This window comes from Desulfosporosinus sp. SYSU MS00001, from assembly GCF_049943955.1.
In the GTDB taxonomy this organism is placed as follows: Bacteria; Bacillota; Desulfitobacteriia; order Desulfitobacteriales; family Desulfitobacteriaceae; genus Desulfosporosinus.
This window is the reverse complement of the sequence record NZ_JBNFTW010000002.1, coordinates 31,634-44,973: the sequence shown is the minus strand read 5'-3', so window position 1 is coordinate 44,973 and position 13,340 is coordinate 31,634. Positions and strand designations below refer to the sequence as shown.

Below are 13,340 nucleotides of genomic sequence, written 5' to 3'. Positions count from 1 at the left end.
TCAATCCACGCCCAAAAAGCCTCTAAAAAAATACACTATCATTGCGATTATAATTGCTCCCAAAAAGTAGAGTTTCCTGTTTCAGACGCTCTAATTGTCGTTGTTCGCTCGAAAGATTCTCAAGGGTCTTTTCAATCTCGAAGAGTTTATTGCAGTATGTAATGCCTTGGCTGGGAAGAGTGGCTTCCGGGCTATGGATATCTTTTGGAAGAGCATCGACGAAGTTTACCTCCCGAATATCGACTTTGTTATATATACAAAAAATAGTAGGGAGATCCTCAGGTTCTCACCTAGCGTTCAACATTTTCCCGAGCGTTCATCCCTCCGCCATCTCCACACTTCCCCTATCCACCAGGCAACCACATCCCATCCTGTGGGATTGAAGGAGTTCGGTAGTTGACAGGTGGGCTGGGGGTAATGGGGATTTTGGGTTGATGAGGTATCCTGTAAAACATCTTGGAATAGTTTGTGATTCCAAGTCCGAAATAACTTCATATGAAGGCAAGTCTGTCCTTGGGAAAACTACCTACGTTTTCCCCAAGGACAGACACTAATACAAACTCCGCAGACATTTTTACCGATCTCAGGACGTTTGGCAAAATCATTTGTTAATTTTTCCACACATTGGTTGAAGTGGAGTGCTTCTTCTCTTGATTGAGGATGATCATCCCATGAAGCACCTTTAATAGCAGCAGCCGGACATGCTTCTTGGCATTTGTTACATGTACCACATCGATTAGATTGCAAAGGATCTGGATCAAGTGGTGCGTTTGTAAGTAATGTAGCCAAACGAACACGCGGGCCATACTCCGGTGTTACTAGTAGAAGACTTTTTCCTTGCCAACCAAGACCCGCAGCTTTAGCCATCGCTTTATGAGAAATATGTCCCATCCAATTAACCTTATCAACAATGAGGGAAGCCGGAATAGCAAGAGCACGAAATCCTTCATGGATTATTTCGTTTTGCAAACGTAGGGCAATATTGTCTAAAAGAGTGTTAGCTACTTGATAATGATGAACATACAAGGGTGTTGGGCCATTCTTTATTTGCTCAAAAACATCCGGAGAAACTGCAACCGCAATAACTACCGCATTGGTATAAGGTTCAAGTAGATCTTTGGGTTCGGTAGGAAGCCCACTTACATGTTTTAGGTCAGCGATTCCTACTAAATCAGCACCCAGTTCGATAGCTCTCTTCTTTATGTCAATTGTACTTACCACAAAGATCACTCCTTACATCAATATTGCATATTTTCTGATAAGCCCCCCCATCCACCCATATCCACCAGGCAACCACATCCCATCCTGCGGGATTGAAGGAGTTCGGTGGGTTTGACGGGTGGCTTGGCTAGGGAGGCAGGAATTTGAGGGTGAGGTTAGCGGGTGGTACTGGGTTGGGGACTTTTGGATCATTCCCCAATAATTCGTTTACCACCAAATGCGTGGATAGTTCTTGTTCCGGCAATACACCTTCCCCACTGCTCAATCCCCTTTGGAATGAAGATTTCATCTCCCGGATTGAGAACATATTCTTTAGCATCCATGATTACCGTATATTGGCCGGAAACACAAACCATATACTCGTCAAATTCATGCTTATGTATCTTAGAAGTTCTGTCAGCATGACATGTCCAAAATGCCATCTGACTGCCCTCTGCTCCAGTGAAATAATAGCCCTCAATATCCTGTGTATTCTGCTCTTTATTGCTAATTCGATTTTTGCTTGATTTCATAAACTCAGGAAAATCGTACATGGTCACACGCTCCCATTCTTCCAGCCTCCCACCTTCCCCCGGTATCCACCAAGCAACCACATCCCATCCTGTGGGATTGAAGGAGTTTGGTGCTTGACGGGTAGCTGAGGTTTATAGGGATTTGGCTTAGGGTTAGCGGGGGCGCGGGTGACGTGAATGGATTTACTATCAATGAGGTGGACGGAATTACATGCTTACAATTTTGCATCAAACTCTTCTTGGAGGAACACTCCATATTTGAATAAGTCGGCAATAACAAGAATAAACCCTCCAATCAATACTCCACTCAAATGAACATTTGATAAATCCAAAGTGAATATTCTTGTTACAAAAATTGAGTATAAAAGGCTTGATAAGGTATCCACTAGGACCGAATATAAAATTATCACATGAGCAATTTTTTTAATCCGTTTGACATTGAGGATTACGTATGGGGCTTTATCGTTTGAAATAGAATTTAAAAAATCCGCAGCTTGTTTTATACCATAAATTATTAAAAAAACTTTAACGAGTAATGAGGACACGCCGACTAAAAACGCATTTTTTGCATTAATCATGCTATTACCTAGCGGCTGTAAAACTTTAAAGGGAATATTAATAAAGAATGAAGAACCGTTGGTTAATTTATTAGTTATAGACCAGTCTATATTGCCTTTTACAGCGTTAAATCTTTCTGGGGAAGCAAAAATGGAATATATAAAACCCATAAAAACTGCTAAGAAGATTATTATCCCAATAACAAAGATAATCTCCATTACTATATGAATAGAACTTGCTCTTTTTTGTAGACTCTCCAAATTATCTCGGCTCAAAGATATCCCCTCGTTAAATAATTTTTAAGTTATACGGCTCCCTACCGCTCTCTGTGTGGCGATCTCATCAGACATCTCCGTATATTGTTTTAATTCCACGATTATCCTTTATTTCCTGCAATAAGAACGCAAAAAGAGCGTCCATTGACGCTCTGTTAGTTACTAAAACTCTCCCCATCCAATCCCTCCAGCTTTCTGGTTCGGTTATCCGATAGGTAAGTTCATCCAATCCTGCGGGATTGATGGAGTTCGGTGGGTTTGACTGGGGGCTGGGGTTTATGGGTATTTGTGGATTTGGGGTTGATAGGAGTTGGGCGCTAATGATGAGCGGGGTGATTTAAGTATTGATGGTTTGTTTGTCATTTTCGATTACGCGAGAAAACCCAATGAATCTTTTCCCACAGTTCTTCAAAAAATTCTACAATCTTAAATTGGCTTGCTGCAATCATTACAAGCTTCGTACCCATTAGAATTAATATCATAGTTGCGATAAACTTTAAAGTATAATCCATAATATCCCTCATCAGTAGGTGAATTTCGTTAAATTGACCGAATCACTTATTAGGCACAGGAATTTCACCTCAAGCACAGACCAGAAGCTCCATCATCCGTTCTCCAGCAGACCCATCTCTCGTGACTCCACTAATTCCCTATCCACCTTCCCCCGGTATCCACTAGGCAACCACATCACATCCTGCGGGATTGAAGGGGTTTCGGTAGATTGACGGGGGGCTATCGTTTAGTCATGGTTTCACCTTACCTGGAGCCGATTAAACCGACCTACGTCTTTGGGAACCCAAGCTTTGTGATAATGGACGGTTACAAGAAGGGTTCCCGGCGCAGTTTCTATTTCATCATAGGTATGGTCAGGGTATACTGCCAGCACCATTGTTACGTGTGATGTACCATAAAATACTGAATCACCCGGCTCTGGGGCCGTGCAGTTTCGGATCAACCTGCTAGTGTCGTTAAAGAATACCTTTTGATTTTCTACCCGCCGAGCAAAATAAGGTGTTGACGGGTTATTGCCAGCAAAAGCTGCGTAATGATCTGGATACTTTTTGTAATCTGCGGCCATAAGGCCACCAATGTCAATGCCAGCCGTCTGATAACTTAGGCGCGGCACATCAGTACAAACCAAAAGACCAAGTTTCAGGAATCTGCCGCCCGAGTAGTCGTAAATGACCCCTTGTAAATTCTTTGCGGCCTGAACAACCTTTTCTTCTTGAGAGAGTCCCGTCGTAGTGGCTATCACGCTCAACCGGGCCGGATGAAACGTATGAAAGGACCATACATAGGAGCTAATGGAGAGCAGAAGAATGACTAGAACGACCAGCCATCTGAAACCACGAAACACACTAACGCCTCCCGTACATTGACTTTGCACAGCAAAACTATTACATAAAATCACTGAATTAGGGGTTAAGCCGAGATACGTGTAAAAATGGGTCATGGACTGGGTTATAATCCCAATTATGGTCTTCTAAATCGGTATTTCTCCTTAATATGGTTGTGGTATATTTTCTAAAACAATCGGATAGATCCTCAAATCGCTTAATGTACATGGTTTGTTATGGGATGAGCATTATCCTCGACAAGGGGTTCCACCAACATTTTAACGAAAATATACGCTTAAACGGTAGCTTCCAACAAAAAGTCAGATTTCTTTATTCTAAGCCATATACTGCTAATTACCTGCCCTTAGTGGCATCATCGCTGGTAAGAGTAATAACAAAACAACCTTAGCGGACAAAAAATGTCTTTTATTCTTAGCTTGATGTCCACTAATTACAGTTTAGTTGACTTAATTATAATGTTATGTCCATTTTCTGTCTTAACGTATAAAAAAGTTAAAATGTTGTCTCTAACCTTAATGAATAATCACTAAAATACCTTTGAATCCCAAAACAATTTCGTACAAAGCAATCAAATGAACAATTATGGAAAAGGTTCTAACCCACCAGATTCGAAAGTAGTGATAGAGAGCAGTCCAAATCGCACCCAGCACTGGCCCTATTACGCCCTAAGTATTACCGCAATTGATGGGTCTATTATAACGTTGGTGTTATTACTATTTCCCTTACTGAATTGTTCATTTTTTAATTTAATTGTTTGTATTTGATTGTCAATATTTATTGTTACTTTTATTATATCATTCCCATCCTCAATTCCTGAACCTGTAGTATGTGATTTTAAAATATAATTTTTTTGAGCATGAGAGTAGTTATTATAATTATATATTAACCTTTTACTTTTCAATACATCTTCTCCACGATCATCTTCAACTTCATATGATATCTCAAGATGTTTAACTAAAGATAATTGAGATATGTCTTTTTTATAAGTTACTATCAATGTTTTGTTCAAATCACTGTCAAAATTGATTTGGTCAAAAAAACTTTTACTAAATGTACCTGTTCCTTTTACTTGATATTCAGCAGCCCAAAATTCATTTTCGCCTTTAAAAGTATAATTCAGGTTAACTATTTGTTTTTTATATGAACAGCCAGCAACTGTTAATATCATTATGCATACTAAAAAAATGTATATTTTTTTCACTTTTAATCCCCCCAAAAATCCCGGCATGATGTAAGGAAAATGCAATTAAGGCTAATAAACTACGGTAATGGCTCAAAACGATTAATGAAGAAGAAATTAGTTTATACCTGTAGATTTTTCTTTACTTAAGAAATAAAAAAACAATTTTCCTCCTTCCACTTTACAGGGGGAAGGCGTTTTAAAGGATATGACTAAATTCTGCTAATCATGATACGTAGATAATAATGATTTTAAAACTATATTGAAATGTGGAGATCCTAAACCAGAAACACAATCATATCCATTCTTTGCAAAAAAAATACCATTGTTACCTTTAGTTATATCATTAAAATTAGTATGTTTCTTGTCGTTTTTCGCTATATCATATAATTCCTCATGAATGTTTTTAATCCTCGTACCAGCATTTCTAAACTGATTTAAACCGAATATAGTCCAAAATATAATATTTCAAAAATGAAAAATATAAACTAGTAACGATATTTATAGTATCACTGAATAAGTTTTTTTGTCCCCCGTAATCTTACTAGTTTTATACATAAAAACTATTCCCAAAATTTTGAGTCAAATATACTTCAACATATTAAGATAAAGTACGCAAAAGGAAGACCTACCAATCGATAAATCCTCCTTTTGTGTATTCATTCTAACTAAGATTCTCAACATAACTGTATCCACAGTTTAAAGATCATCTTATCTGTTGAATATTGATGTTATTATTCAAAAATAGCAATAGGTAAGGCTTTGATATTATCTCCGCCTTTTTCCTGCTCCACACTGTACATGAAAGTTTCCGGTCACACGGCGTTTGCACAATATCTGAACTGCACAAAAAAGACCCCCGCCGCGAGGGCAGAGGCCAATAAAATGGTGTTTATGGAACAGCTCCGTGAATTTATTATGTAGCATTAATGTTGGACTTGAAGTATTTTCTTCTGTTTTACCCCCAGAAAAAACTAAAGATTGACACGCTTGACCCAATTAGAAAGAAAGTTATTGTTAACCACGTCCACACTTTCTTCAGTCGACCTGACTCATTTGCAGTAACAAAAAATGTATCCATAAATGAACCTTGAGAGTCATCTTCCTCTGACTTCAAGTAAATAACTTTGCCCATCACACAACCCCTGCCTTTACTCTTCAATCATCTCACAACTTTATAGTAAACGCAAAACATTTTAATGTTTCCAAATGAGGGGTTTGCGAGAGGAATTTATGCTCCCTCGACACTGCGACACATTCATTAGCGAATCTTTCCTGCAAAAACGCTATATTTACATTCAAGATGTTTCCGCGAACGCGGTCTTAACTCATTCTTGACATTTTCAGCTAATTTGAAAATAATCCCATCCGCCAAACCCTTGGTACATGCGGCTCTCAAAATGTAGGTGTTTTCAAACTTACAACGGTCTCAACGTGGGGCGTCCACGGAAACATATCCACCGGCTGCACCTCAGCCACCTGATATCCCCCGCTCTGCAATACCCCCAGATCCCGTGCCAATGTCCCCGGATCACAGGATACATAGATGATCTGCGCCGGCTGCAATTCCAACAATCGCTCCAACACGCTCTTGTGCGCCCCGGCCCGAGGAGGATCGAGGACCACGATATCCGGTTGGTCGGTGATTTGCGGGAAGGTATCCTCCACTTTTCCAGTAATAAACTCTACATTCTCAATTCGGTTATGCTTAGCATTTTCCTTGGCATCCTTCACGGCATAGGGGTTTTCTTCAATTCCCCAGATCTTTTTGGCTTTTGCCGCTAAAGCCAGGGTAATAGTCCCAATTCCGCAGTAAAGATCCCAAACCACTTTCTCATTGGAAAGCTCTGCCCAATCTAACACCGTTTGATAAAGTCTGCGGGTCTGAGTAGGATTGACTTGCAGGAAGGCCAGGGGAGAGATCTTGAACTCAGCTTCCAACACGCTCTCGGTAAAATCCCCTTGACCAGCGATGCGCACCGGTTCTCCTGAACCGTTGATGCCCCAGACCCAGCGGAGTCCTAAGCCAATTTCATGATGTCCTGTCTCTTTCCTTTCTTTGTCGGGCTCGGGCGATACCCCGGACTTCTGCGCCTCCGCTAAAAAACCATCCCTATCCATCAAATTAACATTTTCCATGGAATCCAGAATCAACATGCCTTCTTCTTGAGAATTTTCCCTGAAGGTAAGTGAAGTCAGCCGGGAAAGGGATTTCTTATCTTGTTCGCTCAGAAGTTTTTCCACTTCTCTTACCCAGCGATTCATTCTTTCACTAATTAGAAGACAGTCACTAAACCGAACCGTCGCTTTGCTTTTTTCCTGATAATAACCAATGCTGCCCGGCTCTCCACAATGGAGCCGGGCTTTGTTGCGATAGCGCCAGGGATGATCCATACCGATGGTTGGATGAATTTTAACGTTATCCAGTTGTATTTTACCGATTCTGGCAAGTGCATCAGCCACCCACTGTCTCTTCCAGACTAAAGTCTGCTCATACTTAAGGTGCTGCAGTTGGCAACCGCCGCAAACAGAAAAAACGCTGCAAGGCGGGTTGACCCGGTCTGGAGATTCTTTCATAATCCTCAGCAGTTTACCTCGCTGCCAGTTTTTCTTTATTTCCATGATCTGGATCTGTCCTATTTCCCCAGGCAGCAAGCCAGGCACAAAGGTAGCTTTGCCCTCATAATATCCCACAGCCATTCCGTCTGAGGAAAGACGCAGACATTCCAAATTAATAACGCCGATGTCATTGATTTTGCCTTTAATCGGATACTTTGATTTCACCTTTCTTCCTCCTCGCCCTATCGGCTTCTTTTCTTTCTGCCTGCAATAATTTCTACTCGAAAACCTTTACGGCTCTGCCGAACAGTCGCCGCCATAAATCCAAAAAACATGGCCGCCCATATTCCGACCGTTACGATAACTCCCAGAAAAACCCGCCAAGCGGTTGACCATAAGAGGGGGCGGCTCAAAAGATAGATTCCATAAAACAGCCCTGACCTTAAGCCTCCTTCGTAGGTAACAGCCGGAAGGTCTCTAAGAGCGGAAACCAACTCACTCGGCAAAAACAGATAGGTTAAGCCCAAGGCTAATAAAAGTATGAAAAACAAGTTTATCAGGTACATAAACAAGGAAGCGCCTGGGGCTATCCGCTGCTGAGGCGTATCGGGATTGTAACGGCAGTTATTAATCGAATAAAAGAGCCCGATAGAACTTGATCCTAAAGCAAGGAACACCGCGCCAACGACCAAAGCAATAATGAGAGTCTTAGAAACCCCAATAGCCAATCCAGTCCCAACTAACAGTGCTTCCATTAACACCAACGTAGGTAAAATAGCAGCCAACAACTTTCCCCAGACGACTGGCCATCCGGCAAGAGGCACACTGTTTAAGAGCCAGTCTGATTCTCCCTCGCGGCCAAAGGATTGTAAAGCCATATTTCCGCTGAACATAATAGTATACATGATTAACACGGTCATCAATGTGCTGCCGGAAGTTTTAACAGACGAAAACAAAAACTGTCCGACAAAGAAAAGCATAATAATCAAAGGTACTAAGTATCCGAACCACTCCCGAGTATCACGCTTCATTGAGAGTAAATCCTTTTTGGCTACGGCCCACATTCCTAACCAGGGAGATGATGGCGATACAACGTCTTGCTTAAGGAAAGCAAGGGAAGGGGCCTTCTGCAGTTTCCCTCGCCCCTCTTCTGCCTGAATCTTTCGCCGTTTTCCTCTTTCACCTTGACTGAGGGAAATGAATCCTCTGCGGAATCCTTTCTCAACAAGATTAAACGCGACTAAGAAAAGTAATATCCCGACCAAAAGTATTAACAGACTCCAGGCTAACCCACCTAAGAAATTTTGAGATACACCCGCAACGAGTGCCGACGAACCCCATCCCCAGGGGAAAAATCTCATGACACTAAGCATCTGTTTTTGTTGTTCCAACCAAGAGCCAATATCGAATTTGCTGCTGCTGTTCATTAACATATTCGGAAGCTGAAAACTAATGGCAATGATAATTCCTGCCAAAGCCCCTATAAAGCCGATAGCTTCCTTACTGCGATGGGGCGGAATAACACGCATTACCAGGAGATTGATGAGTTCAGCGATCGCTGTCCCTATTGCCCATAAACCAAGGCCGACCAATAAAACCAGGATATAGAATGAAACTCCGGCTTTAAAAAGCAATCCGTAAAACAGTCCAGGTAAGAAGGCAAACAAAACGACCGTTAAAAAATTACTGCCAATAATCACTAACGATTTAACCGCAAACACAGCTTTAATAGGTACCGGTGCCATGAACAAAAGCTCAAGATCATCGGACATATAGAGGGCAACAAATGCTCCTGTAATACCAAAAAAGATCTGAGCCCCTAAACCGACCATAAACAGCATCGAAAGGAAGCCCTGAACTGTATTGGGAGACAGAGCCTTTAAAGAACCATAAGCGTAAATCCCTAGAGAAACGACAATTGCAATGGCCCCTATTAAAAGCCCTGCCATGCCGATAAGGGCTCCCACCGGCCTGTGACGCAGCTTATTCCAACTTACCCTCAGCTGATTTCTAAGCAGCAGCAGAAAATTACGCCAAAATGATTGTTCCGGCGGCGGACTCTCCAAAGGCGGAGGCAATAGGATTTTCATAGCTTTAGCCCTCCCCCAGACTCTTAATCAGTTCAGCATTTTCATGACCACCTGTAAGCTCTAAGAAGATATCTTCCAGGCTTTCTCCTTCATGTCCTACGTTCTGCCGCAGCTCTTCAGGACTGCCTTGAGCAATCAGCGAGCCATCTTTAAGAATGCCAACACGATGGCACATCCTTTCGGCAATCTCCAGTATATGTGTGGATACAAAAACAGCAGCCCCTTGTCGAGCCATTTCCTGCAGAACATCTTTGAGCAAACGAGCACTTCCCGGATCAAGACCAACAGTAGGCTCATCGAGAAGAATTACCTTGGGCTGATGGATAAGAGCTGATGCCAATACCACCTTTTGGCGCATGCCATGAGAATAGCCTTCCAGCAATTCATCCGCTCGTTCTTGAAGTCCGAACAAATTCAGCAGCTGTTCTGCCCTCTCGTTCACAACATTCTTAGGTACTCTGTAAAGGGCAGAAATAAGGTGCAGGAATTCTCGTGCTGAAAGCTTACCATATAATTTAGGTTGATCAGGCACGTAGGCCATTAAAGACTTAGCTTGAGTCGGCTGTTTGCTAATATCGTAGTTGCAGATCAAAGCCTCTCCTTCACTAGGGTCCAGCAAACCGGTCAGCATTTTAATAGTCGTCGTTTTCCCGGCACCATTCGGCCCCAAGAAACCAAATATTTCACCGCTTTTAACTTCTAAATCAAGCCCTTTTACCACAGGCACCGCCCCATACCGTTTCGTCAATCCATGAGTCTTGATTAAAACAGATTCCACAATTACAACTCTCCTTCTCGGTTTTTCTAGATAATATATTGTTCTAGATAATATAAATGAAGAAGTTGTCTTAATTTTTATGATTAACGCGTCTGACAAAACAACCCCGAAGCTGACCTAAGTAGTATCGTACATCTATGCCAGGAATCATTCAAAAAATAATAATCATTAATAACGCTGAATCCAAAGGGCAAGTGCCATCAAAATATTCCAGGTTCCGTGTGCAACAACCGATGGCCATATACTGGAAGAGCGTTCATATAACCATGTAAGTACAATTCCTCCCAGAAATAAGGGCAAAAACCGAATAAGGTCAAAATGTAACATGGCAAAAAATATTCCGGTCAGAATTATTCCTCTGCCCTTGCCGTTAGCTTCCCGCAGGGGCGGGTAAATTAAACCGCGAAAGAGCATTTCCTCTTTGATTGGTGCTATGACTCCCCCCAGTAAGGTGAGGAGAGCGAATTCCCAAGGATAGCTTGCCCCTTTAACAGCAAGGGCAAAACTTTGTGGTGCAGGAATACCTAAAATTTTAGTCAATTCGTTCCCCAATAAACCAATACTAAAAAACAAAAAGAAACCTGACCCTAATCCTAAAAGTAAAAAACGTTTACTGGGTCTCACAAAACCTAAATCTGAAAAGGGACGACGAATAAGGCGCATAAAAACCCAGATAACAGTAATGTATAAGAAGACATCTCCCAAGCCAACTCCCAAAAATCTTAACACTCCGGGTATCGAAACGAGATCCTTAGGGGTTTCCAACCAGCCAAGGGGAAATTCAAGAAGCGTGACAAGAGCTATCAAAAATAATCCTTGCCATATGTTCCAGACCGGGCGTCTTGGAGGAATTAGAGAGTCTTTCTTTTTAACTTTATTAGCCATCGTACTGTCAACCTCAATCTCATGATACTTGAACCCTTCCTTTTCCAATTCTAAGGGTTCACGGCTCTAATGTCCAGAGATGAGAAAAGAAGGGGTCCCGAATTAGGAAACTCCCCTTCTTATAGTTAAGGATGATAAATTTGATTATGACCCAAGTTTTAAGGCAGATATGGTTACTTTATGAGCCTAAGCTTTTTTTCTCCAAATTTTAAGCTTCTTGGCCTCTTCTATAAGTTCCTCTCGGAAATCAGGATGCGCAATCGAAATCAGGGCTTCTGCCCGTTGCCAAGTAGATAGTCCTTTTAAGTTTACCTTACCATACTCAGTGACGACGAATTGCACTGTTGGTCTCGTATCCGTAATTACAGAACCCAAAGTCATGGTACCTTTGATTCTGGAGTGAATGTTTCCTTCTTTATCTTTGTAGGTAGAAGGCAAGCAAATGAAGCTTTTGCCACCTTTAGAATGGTAAGCTGCTTCCACAAAATCCAGCTGTCCGCCAGCTCCGCTGATCATACTTGATCCAGCGGATTCAGAACAAACTTGACCTGTGAGATCGATTTCCAAAGCACTATTGATTGAAACAAATTGATCGATTTGAGACGCTATAAAAGGGAAGTTAGAATAGTCAACCGGGTAGCCCGCTAAAGACGGGTTATCCCGCATGAAGTCATAGAGTTTCTGAGTGCCCGCAGCAAAGGAATAAACAATTCTGCCACGGTCTAAGTTTTTACATTTTCCCGTGACCTTACCTGCTTTCACCATATCTACAAAACCGTCAACCAGCATTTCCGTGTGAATCCCCAGATCCTTAAGATCTGACTCGGCAATCATTTGGCCTAAAGCATTCGGCATTCCGCCAATACCAAGTTGGATGCATGAACCATCATGAATTTCCGGCAGGACATAAGAAGCAATCTGTCGGTCAATATCCGAGGCAGGAGCTGAGGGCAGGATCGGAAGACCTCTGTGGCCGCCTTCAACAACGTAATCCACTTTAGAAATATGGACCATGTGATCATAACCGCCATGAACCTTAGGCATATCTTCGTTGACTTCAACGATAACATTACGGGCCTTTTCAATCGCAGCAGCATAGTGTGAAATTGACACGCCAAAACTGAAATAACCATGTTCATCCATCGGGGCTACTTGAATAGCCACAACATCTGTTTGTAAGTTTTCACGTATCCAGCGAGGCATTTCTGAATATTTAAGCGGTATATAATAAGCTAAACCTTTCTGAGCCCATTTCCGTTCACGTCCGCCAAGATGCCAGCTATTCCAGGTAAAATGTTCTCCAGTTGGGTCACTCTCAACACAAGCTATTGGAGTTAAAATGACACCTCCACGCATATTTACGTCATGAAGTTCATCTTTGCGCCGTGCCAATGCTTCATCTAACAGAGTCGGCATGCTGGCAGCCCAACCAAATTCCACCCAATCCCCACTACGAATCACTTTTACTGCTTCATCAGCTGAAACACATTTTTTCTGATACTCTTCCCTAATCAATGCTGCATCCCCCTTACTTAATTCCATGAATCTCTCGCTCCCAGAACAAAGCCCTAAGTACCGCATTTACTTAGTCCAAGAATTAGTTAATTTGGAGAGTAATGAATTATCTTTGCAATTTCTATGCCAATGACTATTCAATTGATTCCGAATCTTTTGTTTAGTATGCAACAAGCCTTTAAACAGGAAATATCTAGTTGAAAGTTCCGATTTGTCAGATAATACTGTCCACTTTCGTTGACAGTAAAATTTGAAAATTCTATTGTAGGCCGACTAGCCTTCATTTTTTTGCAATGTCTACATATAGATACATGTATATCAAAGTTGACATTTATTCAAAAAGCAGGTTAAAGTTTTAATACTTAACCTGCTTTTTAATAAGTTGAACTTTGTCAAACTTTAGACTATA

At 41.6% G+C, this 13,340-nt stretch carries 10 protein-coding genes; all 10 read right to left on the bottom strand.

The features are described from left to right. Positions 1-522: 522 nt before the first annotated feature. Positions 523-1,221 carry a 4Fe-4S double cluster binding domain-containing protein gene (locus tag ACPUYX_RS03580; RefSeq protein WP_426378359.1) on the bottom strand — a complete coding sequence of 233 codons (699 nt, stop codon included), beginning with the start codon at positions 1,219-1,221 and terminating at the stop codon, positions 523-525. Positions 1,222-1,409: 188 nt separating this feature from the next. Beyond that, complete coding sequence (locus ACPUYX_RS03575; RefSeq protein WP_426378885.1) at positions 1,410-1,754, bottom strand: cupin domain-containing protein; 345 nt, start codon at positions 1,752-1,754, stop codon at positions 1,410-1,412. Positions 1,755-1,948: 194 nt separating this feature from the next. Continuing rightward, positions 1,949-2,566 carry a hypothetical protein gene (locus tag ACPUYX_RS03570; protein WP_426378358.1) on the bottom strand — a complete coding sequence of 206 codons (618 nt, stop codon included), beginning with the start codon at positions 2,564-2,566 and terminating at the stop codon, positions 1,949-1,951. 751 nt (positions 2,567-3,317) lie between these two features. Beyond that, positions 3,318-3,923, bottom strand: coding sequence for a DUF1287 domain-containing protein (locus tag ACPUYX_RS03565; RefSeq protein ID WP_426378357.1), 606 nt, complete (start codon positions 3,921-3,923; stop codon positions 3,318-3,320). 659 nt (positions 3,924-4,582) lie between these two features. Continuing rightward, positions 4,583-5,125 (bottom strand): hypothetical protein, encoded by a 543-nt coding sequence (locus tag ACPUYX_RS03560; protein WP_426378356.1) that lies wholly within the window; start codon positions 5,123-5,125, stop codon positions 4,583-4,585. 1,374 nt (positions 5,126-6,499) lie between these two features. Further along, positions 6,500-7,888 (bottom strand): 23S rRNA (uracil(1939)-C(5))-methyltransferase RlmD, encoded by a 1,389-nt coding sequence (gene rlmD, locus ACPUYX_RS03555; RefSeq protein ID WP_426378355.1) that lies wholly within the window; start codon positions 7,886-7,888, stop codon positions 6,500-6,502. A gap of 17 nt (positions 7,889-7,905) precedes the next feature. Further along, a complete protein-coding gene (locus ACPUYX_RS03550) occupies positions 7,906-9,753 on the bottom strand; it encodes a putative ABC transporter permease subunit (RefSeq protein ID WP_426378354.1) in 1,848 nt (615 codons plus the stop codon). Between the two features lie 4 nt (positions 9,754-9,757). Then, positions 9,758-10,531, bottom strand: coding sequence for an ABC transporter ATP-binding protein (locus tag ACPUYX_RS03545; RefSeq protein ID WP_426378353.1), 774 nt, complete (start codon positions 10,529-10,531; stop codon positions 9,758-9,760). Between the two features lie 168 nt (positions 10,532-10,699). Continuing rightward, complete coding sequence (locus tag ACPUYX_RS03540; RefSeq protein ID WP_426378352.1) at positions 10,700-11,416, bottom strand: CPBP family intramembrane glutamic endopeptidase; 717 nt, start codon at positions 11,414-11,416, stop codon at positions 10,700-10,702. Positions 11,417-11,602: 186 nt separating this feature from the next. Continuing rightward, positions 11,603-12,958, bottom strand: coding sequence for an acetyl-CoA hydrolase/transferase family protein (locus ACPUYX_RS03535; protein ID WP_426378351.1), 1,356 nt, complete (start codon positions 12,956-12,958; stop codon positions 11,603-11,605). Positions 12,959-13,340 lie beyond the last annotated feature (382 nt).

What these genes read in the sequence shown, in the direction of transcription:
- ACPUYX_RS03575 (WP_426378885.1), bottom strand. Translation starts at nt 1,754, where the DNA reads ATGTACGATTTTCCTGAGTTTATGAAATCAAGCAAAAATCGAATTAGC.
- ACPUYX_RS03550 (WP_426378354.1), bottom strand. Translation starts at nt 9,753, where the DNA reads ATGAAAATCCTATTGCCTCCGCCTTTGGAGAGTCCGCCGCCGGAACAA.
- ACPUYX_RS03540 (WP_426378352.1), bottom strand. Translation starts at nt 11,416, where the DNA reads ATGGCTAATAAAGTTAAAAAGAAAGACTCTCTAATTCCTCCAAGACGC.
- ACPUYX_RS03535 (WP_426378351.1), bottom strand. Translation starts at nt 12,958, where the DNA reads ATGGAATTAAGTAAGGGGGATGCAGCATTGATTAGGGAAGAGTATCAG.